Here is a 20,812-nt window from a genome sequence, read left to right on the forward strand (position 1 = left end):
TCCTTATTTAATTTGTAGTTGTAATTATTTAGCTAGTGGTGCAATGCAAAAGGCACTTCTTTTTGCATCAGAGCTAAACGAATCAAAAAAGCACTCTAATTAATTAGCAGCATAATATAAAAACCGCCAACAACCGATCCTTTGAGAGTGCGTTCACGCCAAAACGATCACATTATACACAGCAATGTCAATCAGATGCTATCGCTTCTGACATGGTTGCCAGTGCCTGTTCAATGTTGCCGCTATCCAACCAAGTTAAATCATTCCAGCTGCGTAACCAGGTGATTTGTCGCTTGGCCAATTGACGAGTTGCACATACGCCACGAAAAATCGCTTCGTCTCGTGTACACTCCCCGTCTAAATACTCCCACATCTGCCTGTAACCCACGCAGCGAATAGAAGGTAGATCTGGGTGAAGATCATCACGCGCATAAAGCACTTTCATCTCATCTTCAAAACCAGCAGCCATCATTTTCTCGAAACGCAGTTCAATTCGACGGTGAAGTTCAGCCCTATCCTTGGGAGCTATTGCAAACTGTTTAACTCGGAACGGCAGGCTATCGCCTTTCGTTTGAGTCAACTCAGTCAGAGTCTGACCTGAAATACGAAAAACTTCTAACGCCCTAGACAAACGCTGAGGATCGTTAGGATGGATTCTCGCTGCTGATACAGGATCAATCTCTTTTAGTTCATCGTGCAACACTGACCAACCTTTAGTCAATGCCTCTTGCTCAATTTGCTGACGAATTTCAGAGTTTGCTGCTGGAAGAGGTGATAAACCTTCAAGTAATGCCTTGTAATACAGCATCGTACCACCAACCAGTAGCGGAATTTTTCCTTCAGCAACAATCTCATTCATCGCCTGCAGCGCGTCACGACGGAAATCTGCAGCAGAGTAAGACTCACTCGGATCCAAGATATCGATAAGGCGATGTGGCGCTAAACTAAGCTCACGCTCATCTGGCTTGGCGGTGCCGATGTCCATCCCTTTGTAGATCAACGCGGAGTCCACGCTGATGATCTCAACTGGGTATTTTTGACGCAGGCGTATCGCCAGCTCAGTCTTACCTGATGCGGTTGGCCCCATTAAGAAAAGAGCCAAAGGTAGTTTGTCTGTCATGGTTTTAACTTGGCAATCGTGGCAGAGAAATCAACAGCTGATACAAACTTTGTATCTTCTAATGGCAATAGACCATGTCGTAGCTGTTCAAGTTCCGCAATAATTTGAATGGCTTCAGAGAGAGTATAGTGGCTCTTAACCGTTGTAACCTGCATAGCAAGCCAATCGATAAGATCCGGCAGCATCTGGGCTGTTGCCACCTCTTCCTTCATACGTGTTTGCGCGTAAGATAACAGATCTGGTATCAAGTTTTGTAAGTTTTGTTGACGTAACGGTGCTGGCATACCCATCACCATCAAGGCTTTGTCATTTCTGGCTTTCAGTTGGATACCAAGCTGAGCAAAATCTTGTTGGAAATCTTGGGCTAACTTAATCAATCCAGAATCCAACTTCACCGATAATGGCACCAATAGCGGTTGAGCCTTCAACGCCCCATCACTCGGAGTGAGCTGCCCTTGGGTTCGGTAAAACTCCGCTCTTGGCAATGCCACTAAAGCCGCACCGCTATCGCTGTTCATCAAGACAAACCGTTCATCCACGATGGCTAATGCTTTGCCTAATGCCATTACTGGTGAAGGCAGAGCCTCAGAGCGAGGAGCCATGTCTGTCAACGACGGTGTCTGCTTCGATTCAAAATCTGGTGTTTGCAGTAATTCATGATAAGCGCGCACTTCTTGTTTACTTGGTGCGGGCTCAGCATGTCGCTGCTCTTTGTTTGAGTTCGGTTTAGGCGCTGGTTTGGACTCTATCCAATCAGTTCGTTTGAAAGAGTCCGTCACGCGCGCTTCCCGCACTGAGGAATCACTTAGAGGACGATCGCAAGGTTTCGCTTCGTAGTCCGAGCGTCCCGGATAGGCTGGTGTGTTATCTATCGCTTGATAGACACGCTCTGGTACTGGTGAACTTGTTTGCTCCGGTGCACTGGCTGGTTCAGGAGTTGGAACCATTGTCTCAAACGGCTCTACTGACTCAGCATGGTGGAACGCAGATTCGTTGACGTGTGGCTTATCAATCACTGAGCTTTGCACAAGGGCATCAGCCAGTGCTTGATAAATAAAATCGTGCACCAGTCGCGCTTGATGAAAGCGTACTTCATGCTTCGCTGGATGAACGTTCACGTCCACTTGGTGTGGGTCAAGCTCGATAAACAAGACATACGCTGCAAACTGATCCGGTTTTAAGCTGGTTTCATAGCTTTGACGAATCGCATGATTGATCAGCTTGTCACGCATCATGCGGCCATTTACATAGCAGTATTGTAGATCGCTCTGCTGCCTCGCTCCTTCCGGTGTCGTAATCCAGCCATGCAACTTGAGCCCTTGGTGCTCCAACTCAATACGTAGCATATTACGTACAAAGCCATTGCCACACACTGCAGCGATACGCTTTTCAGTCTGAAGCTGATTTTTTGCCGCACGATATTGGCGGATCATTTTGCCGTTGTGACGAACATTGATCGTGACATCAAAACGACTCAAAGCAATACGTTTCAATAACTCATCAATATGAGCGAACTCTGTTTTTTCAGTGCGCAAGAATTTTCGACGGGCAGGTGTGTTGAAGAACAGATCTAACACTTCAACTGAGGTACCAATTGGGTGTGCGCTTGGTTGTAACTTTACTTGCATATCACGCCCTTCAGAATAGGCGCTCCACGCCTGATCTTGCGTCGCGGGTCGAGAAGTCATCGTCAAACGTGATACCGAGCTGATACTCGCCAGCGCTTCGCCACGGAAGCCTAAGCTCATAATCGCTTCCAGGTCATCCAGGGTGTGGATCTTCGATGTTGCGTGACGACTGAGCGCCAAGCCTAACTCATCTTTCACAATCCCTTTACCATTATCGCGCACGCGAATCAGCTTAGCGCCACCTTTCTCGATATCAATGTCGATACGTGTTGCGCCCGAATCAAGACTGTTTTCTACCAGCTCTTTCACGACAGAAGCAGGCCTTTCAACCACCTCTCCTGCCGCGATTTGGTTTGCCAGTCTAGCTGGCAAAATCTTAATGGTCATGATGAGTTATAAGCTCACTTACTTATTAGGGATAATTAGCTCTTGTCCTACGGCTAGCTCGTCAGAAGGTAAGTTATTTGCCTTACGGATACTCGATACGCTCACACCATATTTTGAGGCAATCTTACCAAGGTATTCTCCACGCGCCACTTTATGCTTACGGATTGGCTTGTCTTTCACCGCAACGGTGATCTTGAGTTTCTGACCGACTCGAAGCGTATCTGATTTCAGATTGTTCTCGCGGCGAATATCCGCAATCTTCACTTTATAGTGGCTAGCAATCTTACCTAGGAACTCACCCGATTTAACCGTGTGAGTGATGGTCTCTGTTTCTACCGTGTTTGCTTTGTTCGGAATTGATACCGCGGCGGCAGCGCCCCCAGGGATATTCAATTTCTGACCAACAGCTAAGCCACTCGATTTTAGCTTGTTCTCACTCATGATCGCTTTGGTTGACGTTCCGTATTTTTGTGCAATCACAGAGAGCGACTCACCCCGTTTCACGGTATGAACGATTGGCTTTGCCGACGACGAAAATACCGTCCCTTCTGGCGGGTTATCTTTCAGGTATTTCACAACCGCTTTGGTAATCGAACGTGCCAACTTGTCTTGATGCGAACGCTGGAACAGTAGCTTCTCTTCCGTCGGATTTGAAATAAAGCCGGTTTCAACCAGAACCGATGGGATCTGCGGAGAACGTAACACCGCTAGGCTGGTGTTTATCGGTTTTGAGTTGTGCAAACGCGCTACTTTACCCATCTCTCCTAAAATCTCCGTTGCTAGTTTGTAGCCTTCTTTTTGTGAATGGCTAAACTGCAAATCCAACAACGTTTGGTTTACGTTACGATCACTGGTATTACTAACAAATGCCGTACCTGAACCACCCAGCAACTCCGATTGCTTCTCATGGTTCTCTACCCAACGAGAAATCTCCGTGTTTGCCCTACGTGTATTTAACACAAACACCGATCCTCCGCGCGGTTGTGGCGAGGTAAAGGCGTCCGCATGGATAGAAATCAACAAGTGGGCGTCATTCTCTCGAGCTATCGCCACTCGGCGGTTAAGATTGACAAAGTAATCCCCTTTACGCGTCATTCTGGTTTTGATCCCAGGAACGGAATCAAGCTGCGCTGCGATCTTGCGAGAAATGCTTAACACGGCATCTTTTTCATACTTACGACGCGATGGACCGATTGAGCCAGGATCTTCACCACCATGACCAGGATCGATAACAATCAAAATTTCCTGTCCACGTTGCACCGTGCTCATATCTTTACTTGTTGTAGACGGCTTCGTCGGCTTGGCGGTGCTCGATGCATTATTGCCGTGCGACAGATCCACCACAAGACGGTGACCATATCGGCCGCCTGGTGTTGGGCTAAGCTTAAACAGCTCCGCCTTTACACCCTTTTTAAGTTCAAATACCAAACGGTAAGTATTTTTGTTTGGTGGTGAGCTCTTACGAACTCGCTTTAATACCGGACTATCGGTCACCGAAACGGGCAACTGAGCTTGCATTGATGTGTCTTTAAGATCCACAACCAAACGATCAGGACTCGACAACGAAAAATAAGAATAGTCTGCTTCGGAGCTTAAATCGATAACGACACGAGTCTCATCAGGTGAAGGCCAGACTCGGAAGTTTTTAACAACGTTAGCAAACGCTAAATTGGGGATGATAAGGAGAAAAGTGGCGACGAATGCCACCACTGACCTAAAATTCGAAATACTCAACATAACTCCAATTGACTGAGTAACTGCACACCATATTCATTGTTCGCCGTTAATTCGGCTATACGCTGCTCGCCCTGGTAGCGAATATCCACATCAAGATCAGGTTGTGGCAACAGGCCATGCCCTTTTTCTGGCCATTCAACCAAGCAAATCGCATCATCAGTAAAGTAATCTCGAATACCCATAAATTCGAGTTCTTCAGGATCCGCAAGACGATAAAGATCAAAATGGTACACTTGCCACTTATCTAGCTGATAAGGCTCAACTAAAGTATAGGTTGGACTTTTAACATTGCCTTGATGACCAAGAGCACGGACAAAACCACGGCTAAACGTCGTTTTACCTGCACCCAAATCGCCATGCAGATAAATCGTGGTTTGTTGAGAACAAAGCTGAGCCAATGCGGTACCTAATGCGACCGTTTCGTGCTCATCTTTTAAGTGAAATTGTTTCGTGCTCATTATTGCTTCTCTAACTATTGATCGTTGACTATATAAAAATCAAAAGAACAGGAATAGTAAACTGTGTTGGTTTTGAGAGACAAGCTCTCAAATGTCATATATGCGAAAAAAGTAATCAAATAGACCAAAACACAACTCATTAACTCAATACTAAAATCAAGTCTAGACGCTTGGTTTAGCAACAATGAATTGACTCGTTTGCGATCCAGTAACCCAATACAGCCTCTCTGTTCCATATCAAGCAACTTAGAAGTCACTCACTGCCCCTAAGCTAACCTAGGATGAGTCCATACTAAACAACAAAACTAGACTTTCTGGTAGCACCTGCAAATAAGATCCGTTAAGATCCGGCCCCCTTTATCTCGGTGATAAAATATGAACTACGAACAACTCGCACAACAAATTAAAATTTGGGGAAAAGAGCTTGGCTTTCAAAAAGTCGGCATCTGCGATGTTGATCTTAGTGAACATGAGGTCGCGCTACAAAATTGGCTCGACTCTGGTTACCACGGTTCAATGGACTGGATGGCTCGTCATGGTATGATGCGCGCCAGACCCGCGGAGTTATTACCGGGAACGGTTCGTGTTATCAGCGTGCGAATGGACTACCTGCCACCAGAGGCCAAATTTGCTTCTAACCTAGCAAACAAAAACCACGCATACATCAGTCGCTATGCCTTGGGCCGCGATTACCACAAGTTGGTAAGAAAACAGCTCAATAAATTAGGCAAGCTCATTGAGCAAGAGGCCGGTCAATACGGCTACCGTCCATTTGTCGATTCGGCTCCAATCCTTGAGCGTCCATTAGCTCAAAAAGCAGGATTAGGCTGGACGGGAAAACACTCGCTTATCTTAGATAAAGACTGTGGTTCATGGTTTTTTCTTGGAGAGCTACTGATTGATTTACCGCTGCCTGTCGACCAACCTAGCGTCGATCACTGTGACAAATGTAAAGCCTGCATCACCTCATGCCCAACGCAGGCCATCGTCGAAGATAAAATCGTGGATGCTCGACGTTGTATCTCTTACCTCACCATTGAATTTGATGGTGTCATCCCAGAAGAATTCCGTAAGCCAATGGGTAACCGCATTTATGGCTGTGACGATTGCCAGCTAGTGTGCCCTTGGAATCGTGATGCTGAGATTACCAAGCAGAACGACTTCCATCGCAGAGAGGGTTTTGAAGACCCAGACTTAATCACAATGTTCAATTGGGATGAAGCAACCTTCCTCAAACAGATGGAAGGTTCTGCCATCCGTCGAATTGGGCACGAACAATGGCTGCGTAATATTTCTATCGCACTAGGGAACGCAGAGTACAGCCAAAAAAACATTGAAGCACTAGAAAGTAGGCGCGGTGAAAGTAAGTTACTTGATGAGCATGTTGAATGGGCACTAGCTCAGCAACTCAACCAAGTGCCATTTAATCAATCTGACCCTATCGAAATAAAGAAAAAACGTTTAATCCGAATCGTTGAAAAGGGTCTAGCGAGAGACGCGTAGTACTTAGCCTATATACAAGAAATTGAAAACACTTTTCGCATATTCAATTCATGATGCTGTTCTCAATTCCGCAATGTGGAAAAAAGAAAAGTACCCTAGTTAAAATGGGTTACAGAAAAAAGTTAAACACAACTTCAAGAAATGACTAGGATCAAGAAAAAACAAAATAATGATCCTATTTTAACGTATTCGATCCGAACAAAAGGCAGCATTATTGCTATATAACAATAACTTAAGAGAAAAAATAATGTACGCTAAACTTCAATATAAAGAAAGGATCTTTCTTTACCACTTCAAAAATCCAATCTGAGAACACTTTATCAACTGACTTATCCACAGAACAAGATATGTGGATAACTCTGTTAATTGAATAGCTTAAAGCGCTCCGAACATCAAAATATTCACTATCAGACGAGTTTTATCATGCGCAACACACAAACGAAATCGTCCGACATCGAAAGATGCGGATTATTATTGTACTTTTGGGATTCATGCTTCTCAGCATTAGGAAAAGAGCAATGAGAATTGGCTGCGACAGCCTCACTTCATCAGGCGGCGCATCAATAAACAGTTTTAGGGTATAACACTTATCAATACCCAAACTATTCTTTGAAGTTGGTTGCGGGAGCCGGATTTGAACCGACGACCTTCGGGTTATGAGCCCGACGAGCTACCAAGCTGCTCCATCCCGCGTCCATGTATTATCGATTAATACGATAACAGAAACTGGAGCGACACTCGAGGATCCCTATCCATAACAGAAAGGCATGACCTCAACTTTGATAAGTTTTGTGCTCTATAAATGAGCGAATGTCGCAATTCACTGTTAAGCACAATGAAAGCTATAAAGTTGGAGCGACACACGAGGTTCGAACTCGTGACCTCAACCTTGGCAAGGTTGCGCTCTACCAACTGAGCTAGTGTCGCAATGTCACTGTTAAGCACAATGAGGGCTATCAAATTGGAGCGACACACGAGGTTCGAACTCGTGACCTCAACCTTGGCAAGGTTGCGCTCTACCAACTGAGCTAGTGTCGCAAATGTCATTGTTAAGCACAATGAGGGCTATCGCTTTCCACTTTGAAAAAAGTGGAGCGACACACGAGGTTCGAACTCGTGACCTCAACCTTGGCAAGGTTGCGCTCTACCAACTGAGCTAGTGTCGCATGATAAATCGCATCAGCAATTTATCTAAATGTGGTTGCGGGAGCTGGATTTGAACCAACGACCTTCGGGTTATGAGCCCGACGAGCTACCAAGCTGCTCCATCCCGCGTCCGGATGTCACTGTTAAGCACAATGAAAGCTATTTATTTGGAGCGACACACGAGGTTCGAACTCGTGACCTCAACCTTGGCAAGGTTGCGCTCTACCAACTGAGCTAGTGTCGCATGATAAATCGCATCAGCAATTTATCTAAATGTGGTTGCGGGAGCTGGATTTGAACCAACGACCTTCGGGTTATGAGCCCGACGAGCTACCAAGCTGCTCCATCCCGCGTCCGGATGTCACTGTTAAGCACAATGAAAGCTATTTATTTGGAGCGACACACGAGGTTCGAACTCGTGACCTCAACCTTGGCAAGGTTGCGCTCTACCAACTGAGCTAGTGTCGCATGTTCTCATAAGAGAATTGGTTGCGGGAGCCGGATTTGAACCGACGACCTTCGGGTTATGAGCCCGACGAGCTACCAAGCTGCTCCATCCCGCGTCCGTAATTCATCGTTAGGTACGATGAAAACCTTCAAACTGGAGCGACACACGAGGTTCGAACTCGTGACCTCAACCTTGGCAAGGTTGCGCTCTACCAACTGAGCTAGTGTCGCATCAACAACGTTTACGCTGTTCAGGGCTGCGAATTATAAGAGCATTTTTTTGTGATGCAAGTCCTTCGTTCAAAAAATCTTTATTTTTTTATCAAACGATGAAAAAGCAAGCAAAAGATCCATGTATTACAACAAATTGGATCGCAGCCTTAACAGTTAGATCTTAAAAATCGTCTCACGATAGTATTTAAGTTCCGCAATCGACTCGCGAATATCATCCAAGGCCAAATGCGTGCCTTGTTTCGAAAAACCATTTAGCACTTCAGGTTGCCAACGACGAGTCAATTCTTTTAGCGTACTTACATCAAGGTAGCGATAGTGGAAGTACTCTTCTAACTCAGGCATATGCTTATACAAAAAACGGCGATCTTGGCCGATGCTGTTGCCACAAATTGGGGATACTCCTTTTGGTACCCACCTTTCAAGAAATTCGATCGTTTGTGCTACCGCATCGTGCTCCGAAATTTCACTATTTCGAACTCGCTCAACCAAACCACTTGCCGTGTGTGTATTCGTACACCACTCATCCATTTTTGCCAGTTCATCTTCTGGCTGATGTATTGCAAGTACTGGACCTTCAGCCAAAATATTCAGCTCACTATCAGTAACGATAGAAGCAATTTCGATGATTTTGTGCGTCTCAGGATCAAGCCCGGTCATCTCTAAATCAACCCAAATTAAGTTTTGATCGCTAAAGGACATGGTTACGCCGCCTATTTGTTTATCGATAAAAGAGGTACTATACCTGAAAATACTTGAAACACGATACTCACAAGCTTGAGCCGAGATCGGACTCAATCGTTCGAGTTAACACACATTAAGTACAAAATTGTGGCAAAAAAGAAAAAGTTAACCAAAGGTCAGGTGCGACGCGTACGCAGCAACCAACAGAAACGCTTAAAGAAGCAAGAAGACTCAATCCAATGGGATGAGAACATGTTAGGCGCGAGCAAGCAGGGCTTAGTGATCACTCGCTTCGGCCAGCACGCTGACGTTGAAGACCTTGATACAGGTGAAGTTCAACGCTGTAACCTCCGCCGTGGCATCGAGTCCCTAGTATCGGGAGACCGCGTACTGTGGCGCGAGGGTCTTGAATCTATGGCTGGTATTTCCGGTGTGGTAGAGGCCGTTGAGCCACGCACATCTGTACTGACTCGCCCTGACTACTACGACGGCTTGAAACCCGTTGCGGCGAACATAGATCAAATGGTCATCGTTTCCTCAGTTCTACCTGAGCTGTCATTAAACATCATTGACCGCTATTTAGTCGCATCAGAAACACTGAACATTGCACCGCTGTTGGTCCTAAACAAAATTGACCTACTCGAAGCTGAAGATCGTGCGATGTATGAAGAGTGGCTTGCTGAATACCAACGCATTGGCTACAAGGTTCTTTTTGTTAGTAAGCAAAGCGGTGAAGGTATTGCAGAACTAGAAGCGCTACTTCGTGGCCGAATCAACATTTTTGTGGGTCAGTCCGGTGTCGGTAAATCAAGCCTTGTAAACGCACTCATGCCAGGACTTGAGCAAGAGGTAGAAGAAGGTGAAATCTCTGAAAACTCAGGTTTAGGTCAGCACACGACCACTGCGGCACGTCTATACCATATACCAAGTGGTGGCGATTTGATTGACTCACCTGGAGTTCGTGAGTTTGGTCTTTGGCACTTAGAAGCGGAAGAAGTGACTAAAGCCTTTGTGGAGTTCCGTCCATATCTGGGAGGTTGTAAGTTCCGAGACTGTAAGCACAATGATGATCCAGGCTGTATATTGCGAGAAGCAGTAGAAAAAGGTGAAGTCAGTGAAGTACGCTTTGATAATTACCACCGCATTCTAGAAAGCATGAGTGAAAATAAAGCAAATCGTCAGTACTCTCGTAACAAGAAAGCCGATCTGTAACTGTGTTAGCGCTGCAACTGTGTAAGAATTCGTCACCGAATACTGACAAGCAGATAGAATTTAAGTAACATCACGCGCCCTAAAACGAGAATCTAACAGAAGTATCGGAATTAAAAATGGACAAGATTAAAGTTGGACTGCAGTACTGGATCCCACAGCATGGCCTCACTCGTCTAGTGGGCAAACTAGCTTCAGCCAAGGCTGGCGGTCTAACAACAGCAATCATTCGCTGGTTTATCAAACAATATAATGTGAACATGGATGAGGCGAAGCACTCCGACCCTAAGCACTTCAGAACCTTCAATGAGTTCTTTGTACGTGAACTAAAAGACGGTGTGCGTCCAATCTCGGAAGACGAAGCAGTGATCACTCACCCTGCAGATGCTTGCGTAAGCCAATTTGGCCCAATTGAAGACGGCCAGCTAATCCAAGCTAAAGGTCATCACTTCTCTGCGCAAGAATTGCTTGGCGGTGATAAGAAGCTCGCAGAAGAGTTTCAAGACGGCTCCTTCGCGACGCTATACCTATCTCCTCGTGATTACCACCGCGTGCACATGCCATGTGATGGCACATTACGTCAGATGATTTACGTCCCAGGAGACCTGTTCTCGGTTAACCCGCTAACGGCAGAAAACGTTCCAAACTTATTTGCACGTAACGAGCGCGTAGTATGTATCTTCGATACCGAATTTGGCCCAATGGCGCAAGTACTGGTTGGTGCTACTATCGTAGGCAGTATAGAGCAAGTATGGGCTGGTACTATCACGCCACCACGCGGTAACACTATCTACAGATGGGATTACCCGGCAGAAGGCGACAAAGCCGTTATCTTGAAGAAAGGTGAGGAAATGGGCCGCTTCAAGCTTGGCTCGACGGTTATCAACCTGTTCGTAAAAGATGCCATCATATTCGATGAGAGTATGGAAAACGGCAAGCCAACAGTGATGGGAACCCCTTACGCTCATAAGCAGTAAGCTTACTGCCAACATTGATTTAAAAGCCTCCACTCGCGGGGGCTTTTTTATTGACGAAAAGCAAAACTCTGTTCGAAATTTCGCCTTTCTTATCTAAACTCATACCCATCTCTAAGTCCCTAAAAACACAATCGTTTAATCTAACATCAGGAATGAATTGTGTAAGGGGCAATCGATGCCGAAGATGAGTGCGGGCACACTGGGCAAATTACTGGTGTGCTTATTAGTTCCACTGGGCGTCTTGATGATGCCGAACGATATGATTCCAATTGACGATCTCACCTTAATCCAACATCGTCTTCTGGCTATATTTCTTCTTGCTGCACTGCTGTGGGTACTTGAGCCCGTCCCCGTTTTCGCTACTTCGATTCTGATTATCGCACTTGAATTGATCATGATATCGGACAAAGGTTTACACCTATTTCGTAACCCACCAGCGGGGCACGATTTAGGTGAGTTGATTGCTTATACAGACATCTTCTCTGCTTTTTCCTCCCCTATCATCATTCTCTTCATGGGCGGCTTTGCTCTTGCGATTGCCGCTTCTAAATACGAACTCGACAACAATCTCGCCCGCGTTCTACTCAAACCGTTTGGTACTCAGCCAAAGTTCATCATGTTGGGTTTAATGCTGATCACCGCGGTGTTCTCCATGTTTATGTCGAATACGGCAACTACGGTCATGATGTTGGCGCTCCTTGGCCCTATTGTAGCGTCAGCACCAAAAGGTGACTTAGGCATTAAAGCCCTCGTATTGTGTATTCCAATTGCTGCTAATACGGGGGGGATCGCAACCCCAATAGGTACGCCGCCTAACGCAATTGCCCTGCAGTACTTAACGGAAGAAAACAGCATCGACTTCCTATCTTGGATGATGATGGGTTTACCGTTCGTAATGGTACAGTTGACTATCGCTTGGTTCTTGCTGCAAAAGTTCTTTCCTTCTAATGAGCCAGAAATGAAACTTCGTTTGAATGGTAAATTTGAAAAGAGTTGGCGCGCGATTGTGGTTTACATCACCTTCGCGATGACGATCCTGCTGTGGATGACAACCAAGGTACACGGCATGAACACGTATGTGGTGGCGATCATTCCGCTCGCGGTTTTTACTCTAACGGGCATCATGGGCAAAGAAGAACTCAAGCTCATTAACTGGGATGTGCTATGGCTGGTTGCCGGGGGTATCGCGATTGGTATTGCGCTGGATAAAACCGGTTTAGCGGAAGCCCTTGCTCATGCGATTGATTACGAGTCCCTTTCTCCATTTTCGGTCGTGGTTGCCCTATCGGTTGTGTGTTGGTTAATGGCGAACTTTATGTCCAATACCGCAACCGCGAACTTATTGATGCCTATCGCAGCAGCCATTGGTGCTTCGATGCCTAGTCTTGTCGCTATTGGAGGTTTGCAAGGGTTACTCGTTGTCGTCGCGTTCTCCGCATCACTAGGGATGATCTTACCAGTCTCTACCCCACCAAACTCTCTGGCTTACTCAACTGGATTAATCGAAAGTAAAGACATGGCCAAGGTCGGCTTAATTATCGGCTTAATTGGTTTGTTTATTGTTTACGGTGCCGTTCTCATACTATTCTAGATGGCGGATCACTGAGGTGTGGACAAGCACCTCAGTGGTTCTCCAACGAAATTCTTTACCATCTGATCTATAAACTAATTCTCTCCAGATTCTGCTCCCATATTCATTCAACAAATTTTTGAGCGTTATTTGCACTAATCACCTCAAGTATATCGAATGAGTGTCGATATATAACTTACAGCCTTTCATGTCAGTATTCGTACTTGAATCGTCTCATACCACTTGGAGTCACTGATAGTGACATTAAACTTCTTGTCTGTTTTATGAAGGTAGGACAATGAGAAACACAATAAAATTAAAAATACAGATTGCGATTGCGATCATTATCGCCATTGTTAGTGGTGTTCAAGCTTGGGTGTCAATAAGTCAACTGCATGAAGAAACGTCCTCAACGCTCAACCGCGAAATCCAAAACATTTCTTACTCCACAGGTCATTACATCAGTGACTGGCTTGCGATTCGCAGCGACATGATGCTCGCCAGCGAAAACCGGATCGCAAACACTGACGATGCGGATAGAGAAATGCTATTAACTAAACGAGCAGGTAAATTCCTCTCGGTATATGCGGGGTTCTCTGATGGCACTATCATCTATGGCGACAAGAGCGAATCTTGGCCATCCAATTATGATCCTCGCACTCGCCCTTGGTACCAAGATGCGATGTCGCAATCTAACCTGATCATCACTGAGCCTTATCAAGATTTTGATGGCAGTGTTGTTGTGAGTTTTGCAAAAGCCTTTAACCAAGGGAAACAAGGTGTACTGGCTGCCGATCTAACCGTTACCGATATCATCAATGAAGTGTTGAATATTAAAATGGATAACGATGGATTTGCATTTCTCGTCGATGGAAACAACAACCTTGTTGCGTACAAAGATGAAAATTTGAGCCAAAAACCACTGACAGACCTCAACTCTGCATTGACTCACAGTACAATGATGGATCTGGCGGATGATGCGAAGCTAGATACCATTCCATGGCCAAATCAAGGCGATAAGTTGATCTACGTTGCAAAAGTCCCTAATACCGACTGGTCTTTAGGTATCGTGCAAGACAAACAAATGGCATTTGCCTCGGTTTCCGAACAAATGAGTTTTACCGCGATGGTTTCTATCGTGATGTACTTGATTATCGCGACGATCAGCACTTACACCATCACGCGTTTACTCAGCCCTCTTCAAACGTTATCTGAAGCTATTTCCGAACTGTCTCAAGGTGAGGGGGATTTAACTCAACGCATTAAAATTGAACGTATGGATGAAATTGGTGAACTGGCAACGCACGTGAATCAATTTTTAGCGCAAATGCAAGCCATGCTAAAAGACATTGTAGAAAACAGCGAGCAGCTTTCAGAGCAAGCAAACCAAACAAACGAGTTATCCGCAACGGCGGTTGGGCGCGTTGAACATCAACAAAATGATGTCAACCAAATTGCGACAGCAATTCACGAAATGTCAGCTACAGCGGCAGAAGTTGCGAGCCACGCAGAACTGACGGCAAGTGCTTCACAACACTCTGCATCGGCATGTATTGAAGGACAGAATGTCATTCAGAAGAACCGTGAAGCGATCGTGGTACTGGCAGAGCAAGTGAGTGATGCTGCGAACGTCATTTCTGAACTCGAAGCCAATACGCAAAGCATCAACAAAATCTTGTCGACTATTCAAGGTATCGCAGAGCAAACAAACTTACTCGCACTCAACGCCGCGATTGAAGCCGCGCGAGCTGGTGAGCAAGGTCGTGGTTTTGCCGTAGTAGCAGATGAAGTCCGTGTACTTAGCCAACGCACGCATGGTTCAACAGAAGAAATTCGCACCATGATTGAAACGTTGCAAAACAACACTAAACTGGCGGTGCATAGCATGCAAAGCAGCACCAGTTTGGCAGATACCAGCGTTGATTATGCTCAGCAGGCGCACGATAGTCTAACGAGCATCACCAACACAATCACGGAAATCAATGACATGGCGATGCAAATTGCAAGTGCAGCGGAAGAGCAACGTGCAGTGAGCGAAGACATTAGCCGCAATACACAAGGTATCAAAGACGATGCTGACGCCATTGCCGAGCAATCACTCAAGAGCAGCGAAAGCGCACGTCAGATGTACGATACCGCTAACACCATGCGTGAGAACATCAGTCGCTTTAAAGTCTAAAGCCATATCCTGAAAGCAGCTCAACGGGCTGCTTTTTTATTGGGACTGATAGGCGCTTTTAGAACTTTGTAAATTCATGCATATTAGAGTATCTCCCAGCTCTACAAGGATGTCTCGCAATCATGGGTTATGAATGGCTGGCGCTGTGCGCTGCTTTCCTATGGGCTATCTCTAGCTTAATTTCTGTTATTCCTGCTCAGCATCTCGGTGCGTTTGCTTATAGCCGTTGGCGTATGGGCTGTACGGTGGTGATTCTCTCTAGCATGGCTTGGATAACGGGTGGCTGGCTAAGTGTCTCGGCAGAACACATTACGCCAATGATGACGTCCGGTTTGATTGGTATTTTTATTGGCGATACGGCGCTTTTCGCTTGTTTGAATCGCATGGGACCGCGCCAAGCCGGCTTACTGTTCTCTTGCCATGCAGTGTTCTCTGCCATCTTAGGTTACTTCCTGTTTAGCGAAAGCATGACAGCCATGGAGCTGATTGGTGCAGCCTTAGTCTTCAGCGGTGTAGTGATGGCGATTTTCTACGGTCGACGCGGGCAAGCCAGCAATGCGCTGGAAGCAATCAAAGGTAATGTTTGGATCGGCATCGGGCTGGGTTTAACCGCCGCCATGTGTCAGGCGCTAGGTGGCATCATCGCCAAACCTGTCATGCAAACCAGTGTCGACCCTGTAGCCGCCTCTACTATTCGTATGTTGAGTGCTTTCATCGCACACTGTGCACTCTGGTTAATTGGCGCAAAAATAGCGCGCGCAACGCAAACCATCACATGGAAAGTCTTTGCCATTACAGCATTAAACGGCTTTCTGGCCATGGCGATTGGTATGACGTTGATTCTGTACGCGCTGCGTGAGGGTAATGTGGGCATGGTGGCCCTGCTTTCTTCAACAACGCCTATCATGTTGCTGCCGCTGCTGTGGGTTTATACCAAGAAACGCCCAAATCGATTTGCTTGGTTAGGTGCCGTCTTGGCAGTTATTGGTACTGGCATCTTGGTTCAATAGCATCCCAACACAAACCATCAAAAAACAAAATCACAGAGACAAAAAAGCCCGAGTCAAACTCGGGCTTTTATCATTCTGAATGCTCAGTTAATTACTTAACTAGCACTTCACCAGACATTTCTGCCGGGATGTCTAGACCCGCGAGAGAAAGCATGGTTGGAGCAAGGTCAGACAGTTTACCGCCTTCTTTGAACTCAACCGCTTTGTCACCTACGTAGATTAGAGGTACTGGTAGGTTAGTGTGAGCAGTGTGGATGCCGCCAGTTTCAGGGTCGATCATCATTTCTGCGTTACCGTGGTCCGCCGTAATCAGTAGTTGACCGCCAACTTCTTTGATCGCTTCAACCACTTTACCAACGCTTTCGTCTAGTGCTTCGATAGCTTGCTCAGCCGCTTCGTAAACGCCAGTGTGACCAACCATATCTGCGTTCGGGTAGTTACAGATGATAGTATCGAACTTACCAGACTTGATAGCCGCAACCATCTTCTCTGTTAGCTCTGGAGAGCTCATTTCTGGCTGCATGTCGTAAGTTGCTACTTTTGGAGAAGCAACAAGTTGACGCTCTTCACCTTCGAATTCGTTCTCAATACCACCGTTGAAGAAGAACGTTACGTGCGCGTATTTCTCTGTTTCAGAGATACGTAGCTGAGTTTGACCTTGCTTAGATAGCCACTCACCGTACGTGTTTTCTAGAGACGTTGGTGGGAATGCAATAGCTAGAGGGATGTCAGCCGCGTATTGAGTCAGCATCACGAAGTTGATTGCTGGGAATACAGCGCGCTCGAAGCCGTCAAATGCAGGTACGAATGCACGTGTGATTTGACGTGCACGGTCAGCACGGTAGTTCATGAAGATAACTGCATCGCCATCTTGCATGATTGCGTCTTCTTGACCTTCGACTTTGATTGCCGTTGCTTTAACGAACTCGTCATTTTCACCGCGAGCGTAAGCCGCTTCTAGACCCGCAACTGCCGTATCGAAAGTGAACTCAGCTTTCGCTTGAGTTAGAAGATCGTAAGCCACTTGAACGCGATCCCAGTTGTTGTCACGATCCATTGCGTAGTAACGGCCCACTAGAGAAGCAACGCGACCTTTACCTAGTTTCGCAAATAGGTCTTGGAAACGTTGTAGTGAATTTTCTGCACTACGTGGTGGTGTGTCACGACCGTCTAGGAAGCAGTGTAGGTAGATTTTCTCAGCGCCACGAGCGGCAGCCATTTCAACTGCTGCGTAGATGTGATCTTCGTGAGAGTGAACACCACCTGGAGACATAAGACCCATGATGTGTACTGCTTTCTCAGTTTTTACAGCAGAGTCGATAGCTTCAACTAGCGCAGCTGTCTCAGCGAACTCACCGTCAGAGATAGACTTAGTGATACGAGTTAGATCTTGGTATACAACACGACCTGCACCGATGTTGGTGTGACCAACTTCTGAGTTACCCATTTGGCCATCAGGCAGACCAACGTCCATACCTGACGCAGAGATTAGAGTGTGTGGATTGTTCGCAATCAGTGCATCCATTACTGGTGTTTTAGCATTGGCAATTGCGTTACTTGCTGTGTCTTCACGGTAACCGTAACCGTCAAGGATAACTAGAGCCAGTGGCTTCTTAGCAGACATAGTGATGACCTCATCAAATTTAAGTAACTTTCGGTGTAGAGCTTCGCTGCTCTATCTAACCTTGAAACAAAACTAGCGTAATTTTACTACACTTCTTAACCAAAACTGTAGGTTAAGATCAAATAATGTTTGCGATTTATTGTTGCTATCTTACAAGTTAGCAAGTAACCCGACTTGGTCAGCAAACGTGTTCCACAAGCATAGTCACTTTCAAGACGTTTTGTGCGGCCACCGAAATACTTTGGTGAAAAACGTTTTCTTGTGACCCAATAGTGCGCTTTTTCGACCAGAAGTGAAGTCATTTACGCCGATTAAATCGATAGGAGGAAGTGATAATAAACTAGCATAAATAGTAAGCTAGAGCGAGTTCCACTAGAAGCGCGTAGATCTCAATTATTCGTTAGAAAATTTTAACCCTCTCGCCTAAGACGATTAACCCCGCTATACTCCTGCTTTATTTTTCCGCCAACAGTGTAAGAGCTCAAGACATGCAAGAGTACATTGAATTTTTCCAACAAAACATGATTCTATCTTTGGTTTGGGTAGGTCTTCTTGTCGCATTCATCATGAACATCGTGAAATCGGCGACGTCAGCATACAAAGAAATCAACGTGAACCAATTGACCCACCTTATCAACCGTGAAAACGGCGTTGTAGTGGATATCCGCTCTAAAGATGAGTTCAAACAAGGTCATATCACCGACGCACTTCACATTTTGCCTTCAGACATCAAAGCAGGTAACGTTGGTAGCCTTGAAAATCGTAAATCAGACCCAATCATTGTGGTATGCAAAACGGGGCAAACCGCTCAAGAAAGTGCAAACCTACTAGCGAAAGCAGGCTTCGAAAACGTAAACCTACTGAAAAATGGTTTGATTGCATGGAACGAAGCGAACCTACCTCTAGTACGTGGTAAGAAATAAGGTTGCGGTAAAACAATTTGCCAGCCTCGTTGATATAAACTGAGCAAATAGAAAGCAGTTGAAGCGCCAAGGTGTGACGCTTTGCACGTAATACGCACTTCATCTAGTCAATAAAGATTTGCTCAGTTAGTCTCAGGACAAACCAGTTTTCTGGGTTTAGATAGCTCTAGGCCCAACAAATATTTATTAAGGATTTTAAAAATGGCTGAAGCAGCACCACAAGACGCACAACAGAACTTTGCAATTCAACGCATCTTCCTAAAAGACGTTTCTTTCGAAGCGCCTAACTCTCCAGTAATCTTCCAAAAAGAGTGGAACCCAGACGTTAAACTAGACCTAGACACTCAAAGCCGTGAGCTTGGTGAAGGCGTTTACGAAGTAATTTTACGTCTAACGGTTACTGTTAAGAACGAAGAAGACACCGCATTCCTATGTGAAGTTCAACAAGGTGGTATCTTCACTGCTGAGAAAATGGAAGCGGGTCAACTGGCACACTGCCTAGGCGCATTCTGCCCTAACATCCTATTCCCATACGCTCGTGAGACCATCTCAAGCCTAGTGGTTAAAGGAACGTTCCCTCAACTGAACCTAGCGCCAGTAAACTTCGATGCGCTATTCATGAACTACCTACAACAGCAAGCTCAACAAGGTGAAGCTAAAGCTGAAGCGTAATTCACGCTTTGTAAGTGACGTGCACTCCAAATGAATGAGTTCACGTCCTATACCTGAAGAAAATGCACAAAGCGTCCAACTAGCGATGCAATGTGCATTTTTTATTTCTGAAAGATCCTAGTTCCTAGCCCCTAGAGATCGTAAAATCTGGCGATTATGAACTAGATTCTACTAGTAGAAAGATAATTAGGCGGTAGCATGACACAAGCAAATACCAACAATGCTTACGGTAAAGACATCGCAATGACGGTGATTGGTGCGGGATCATACGGTACTTCTTTAGCAATTTCTCTTGCTCGCAACGGCGCGAACATCATCCTTTGGGGCCATGAGCCAGAGCACATGGCACGCCTTGAAGCAGACCGTGCTAACTATGAATTCCTACCTGGAATCGATTTCCCAGAGAGCTTGATTATTGAATCGGATTTAGAAAAGGCCGTTCAAGCAAGCCGTGACTTGTTAGTTGTCGTTCCGAGCCATGTCTTTGGCATCGTTTTAAATAGCTGCAAACCTTTCTTGCGCGAAGACTCTCGTATCTGTTGGGCAACCAAAGGCCTTGAGCCTGAAACGGGTCGCCTGCTAAAAGAAGTGGCGTTCGACATTATCGGTGAAAGCTATTCGCTTGCTGTACTATCAGGCCCAACGTTTGCAAAAGAGCTGGCGATGGGCATGCCAACGGCTATCTCGGTAGCTTCTCCAGATGCGGATTTTGTTGCTGATCTGCAAGAAAAGATTCACTGCAGCAAAACCTTCCGCGTCTATGCCAATAATGACTTCATCGGCATGCAACTTGGTGGTGCGGTGAAAAACGTTATCGCGATTGGCGCAGGCATGTCAGATGGCATCGGCTTTGGTGCCAACGCACGTACGGCACTGATTACTCGAGGTCTGGCAGAAATGAGCCGCCTTGGTGCCGCACTTGGTGCACAACCTGAAACCTTTATGGGCATGGCTGGCTTGGGTGATCTTGTTCTAACCTGTACTGATAACCAATCTCGTAACCGCCGCTTCGGTTTAGCGTTAGGCCAAGGCAAAGACGTCGATAAAGCACAAGAAGAAATCGGTCAGGTGGTTGAAGGCTACCGCAACACTAAGGAAGTTTGGATGCTATCCCAGCGCATGGGCGTTGAGATGCCAATTGTTGACCAAATATATCAAGTTCTGTATCAAGGAAAGGATGCACGCCTGGCAGCGCAAGATTTACTTGCTCGTGACAAAAAAGCCGAAGGAAAGTAGCACGCTACACGCCTTTGCACCTCATCTGAGAAGAATAGAAGTTGTCGGGTCACGAAAGAACCACTCAGGAT

The 20,812-nt window shown here is 45.9% G+C and carries 15 protein-coding genes and 10 tRNA genes; 9 read left to right on the forward strand and 16 right to left on the reverse strand.

Annotated features, from left to right (window positions below; all coding sequences use genetic code 11):
* Nucleotides 1-187 precede the first annotated feature (187 nt).
* Genes miaA through tsaE form a run of 4 tightly spaced genes read right to left on the reverse strand, consistent with a single transcriptional unit; the run spans nucleotide 188 to nucleotide 5,330 of the window.
* On the reverse strand, nucleotides 188-1,120 hold the full coding sequence (miaA, locus tag AK966_RS16035) for a tRNA (adenosine(37)-N6)-dimethylallyltransferase MiaA (protein ID WP_099080045.1): 933 nt from the start codon (nucleotides 1,118-1,120) through the stop codon (nucleotides 188-190).
* Complete coding sequence (mutL, locus tag AK966_RS16040) at nucleotides 1,117-3,135, reverse strand: DNA mismatch repair endonuclease MutL (RefSeq protein ID WP_119464540.1); 2,019 nt, start codon at nucleotides 3,133-3,135, stop codon at nucleotides 1,117-1,119. Before mutL ends, miaA begins: the two co-directional genes overlap by 4 nt.
* An 18-nt stretch (nucleotides 3,136-3,153) precedes the next feature.
* Complete coding sequence (locus AK966_RS16045) at nucleotides 3,154-4,872, reverse strand: N-acetylmuramoyl-L-alanine amidase (protein WP_119464541.1); 1,719 nt, start codon at nucleotides 4,870-4,872, stop codon at nucleotides 3,154-3,156.
* Complete coding sequence (tsaE, locus tag AK966_RS16050) at nucleotides 4,866-5,330, reverse strand: tRNA (adenosine(37)-N6)-threonylcarbamoyltransferase complex ATPase subunit type 1 TsaE (RefSeq protein ID WP_099080048.1); 465 nt, start codon at nucleotides 5,328-5,330, stop codon at nucleotides 4,866-4,868. The genes AK966_RS16045 and tsaE overlap by 7 nt, the downstream gene beginning before the upstream one ends.
* Nucleotides 5,331-5,705: 375 nt before the next feature.
* Between tsaE and queG the strand changes: the two genes are divergently transcribed.
* Nucleotides 5,706-6,833 carry a tRNA epoxyqueuosine(34) reductase QueG gene (queG, locus tag AK966_RS16055; protein ID WP_099080049.1) on the forward strand — a complete coding sequence of 376 codons (1,128 nt, stop codon included), beginning with the start codon at nucleotides 5,706-5,708 and terminating at the stop codon, nucleotides 6,831-6,833.
* A 616-nt stretch (nucleotides 6,834-7,449) separates the two neighbouring features.
* Here the strand turns inward: queG and AK966_RS16060 are convergent.
* The 11 genes from AK966_RS16060 to orn form a co-directional block, all read right to left on the reverse strand.
* Nucleotides 7,450-7,526: transfer RNA gene (locus AK966_RS16060), tRNA-Met, on the reverse strand.
* A 158-nt stretch (nucleotides 7,527-7,684) separates the two neighbouring features.
* Nucleotides 7,685-7,760 (reverse strand) — tRNA-Gly (locus tag AK966_RS16065).
* 35 nt (nucleotides 7,761-7,795) lie between these two features.
* Nucleotides 7,796-7,871, reverse strand: a tRNA-Gly gene (locus tag AK966_RS16070).
* A gap of 52 nt (nucleotides 7,872-7,923) precedes the next feature.
* A tRNA-Gly gene (locus AK966_RS16075) sits at nucleotides 7,924-7,999 on the reverse strand.
* Between the two features lie 32 nt (nucleotides 8,000-8,031).
* Nucleotides 8,032-8,108: transfer RNA gene (locus AK966_RS16080), tRNA-Met, on the reverse strand.
* 39 nt (nucleotides 8,109-8,147) lie between these two features.
* Nucleotides 8,148-8,223: transfer RNA gene (locus AK966_RS16085), tRNA-Gly, on the reverse strand.
* A gap of 32 nt (nucleotides 8,224-8,255) precedes the next feature.
* Nucleotides 8,256-8,332 (reverse strand) — tRNA-Met (locus AK966_RS16090).
* Between the two features lie 39 nt (nucleotides 8,333-8,371).
* Nucleotides 8,372-8,447 (reverse strand) — tRNA-Gly (locus tag AK966_RS16095).
* Nucleotides 8,448-8,465: 18 nt separating this feature from the next.
* Nucleotides 8,466-8,542 (reverse strand) — tRNA-Met (locus tag AK966_RS16100).
* Between the two features lie 39 nt (nucleotides 8,543-8,581).
* Nucleotides 8,582-8,657 (reverse strand) — tRNA-Gly (locus AK966_RS16105).
* 156 nt (nucleotides 8,658-8,813) lie between these two features.
* On the reverse strand, nucleotides 8,814-9,359 hold the full coding sequence (orn, locus tag AK966_RS16110) for an oligoribonuclease (protein WP_099080050.1): 546 nt from the start codon (nucleotides 9,357-9,359) through the stop codon (nucleotides 8,814-8,816).
* A 129-nt stretch (nucleotides 9,360-9,488) separates the two neighbouring features.
* Between orn and rsgA the strand changes: the two genes are divergently transcribed.
* The 5 genes from rsgA (at nucleotide 9,489) to AK966_RS16135 (ending at nucleotide 16,286) form a co-directional block, all read left to right on the forward strand.
* Entirely contained in the window at nucleotides 9,489-10,553 is a 1,065-nt protein-coding gene (gene rsgA / locus AK966_RS16115; RefSeq protein ID WP_099080051.1) for a small ribosomal subunit biogenesis GTPase RsgA, read from the forward strand.
* Between the two features lie 116 nt (nucleotides 10,554-10,669).
* On the forward strand, nucleotides 10,670-11,527 hold the full coding sequence (gene asd, locus AK966_RS16120; RefSeq protein ID WP_099080052.1) for an archaetidylserine decarboxylase: 858 nt from the start codon (nucleotides 10,670-10,672) through the stop codon (nucleotides 11,525-11,527).
* 175 nt (nucleotides 11,528-11,702) lie between these two features.
* On the forward strand, nucleotides 11,703-13,118 hold the full coding sequence (locus AK966_RS16125) for a DASS family sodium-coupled anion symporter (RefSeq protein WP_099080053.1): 1,416 nt from the start codon (nucleotides 11,703-11,705) through the stop codon (nucleotides 13,116-13,118).
* A 277-nt stretch (nucleotides 13,119-13,395) separates the two neighbouring features.
* Nucleotides 13,396-15,276: a methyl-accepting chemotaxis protein gene (locus AK966_RS16130; protein WP_099080054.1), complete on the forward strand. Its 1,881-nt coding sequence runs from the start codon at nucleotides 13,396-13,398 to the stop codon at nucleotides 15,274-15,276.
* 122 nt (nucleotides 15,277-15,398) lie between these two features.
* Nucleotides 15,399-16,286, forward strand: coding sequence for a DMT family transporter (locus AK966_RS16135; RefSeq protein WP_119464542.1), 888 nt, complete (start codon nucleotides 15,399-15,401; stop codon nucleotides 16,284-16,286).
* 91 nt (nucleotides 16,287-16,377) lie between these two features.
* Here AK966_RS16135 and gpmM read toward each other — a convergent pair whose 3' ends face one another.
* Complete coding sequence (gene gpmM / locus AK966_RS16140; protein ID WP_119464543.1) at nucleotides 16,378-17,910, reverse strand: 2,3-bisphosphoglycerate-independent phosphoglycerate mutase; 1,533 nt, start codon at nucleotides 17,908-17,910, stop codon at nucleotides 16,378-16,380.
* Nucleotides 17,911-18,398: 488 nt separating this feature from the next.
* Here gpmM and AK966_RS16145 point away from each other — a divergent pair, with 488 nt between their 5' ends.
* From AK966_RS16145 to gpsA, 3 genes are all read left to right on the forward strand, one after another.
* Entirely contained in the window at nucleotides 18,399-18,833 is a 435-nt protein-coding gene (locus tag AK966_RS16145; RefSeq protein WP_099080056.1) for a rhodanese-like domain-containing protein, read from the forward strand.
* 201 nt (nucleotides 18,834-19,034) lie between these two features.
* Nucleotides 19,035-19,505 (forward strand): protein-export chaperone SecB, encoded by a 471-nt coding sequence (secB, locus tag AK966_RS16150; RefSeq protein ID WP_099080057.1) that lies wholly within the window; start codon nucleotides 19,035-19,037, stop codon nucleotides 19,503-19,505.
* A 198-nt stretch (nucleotides 19,506-19,703) separates the two neighbouring features.
* The gene (gene gpsA / locus AK966_RS16155; protein ID WP_099080058.1) at nucleotides 19,704-20,741 is read left to right on the forward strand and encodes an NAD(P)H-dependent glycerol-3-phosphate dehydrogenase; all 1,038 of its coding nucleotides are present in this window, start codon (nucleotides 19,704-19,706) and stop codon (nucleotides 20,739-20,741) included.
* The last annotated feature ends 71 nt before the right edge of the window (nucleotides 20,742-20,812 follow it).

The organism is Vibrio sp. PID23_8, assembly GCF_003584965.1.
In the GTDB taxonomy this organism is placed as follows: Bacteria; Pseudomonadota; Gammaproteobacteria; order Enterobacterales; family Vibrionaceae; genus Vibrio.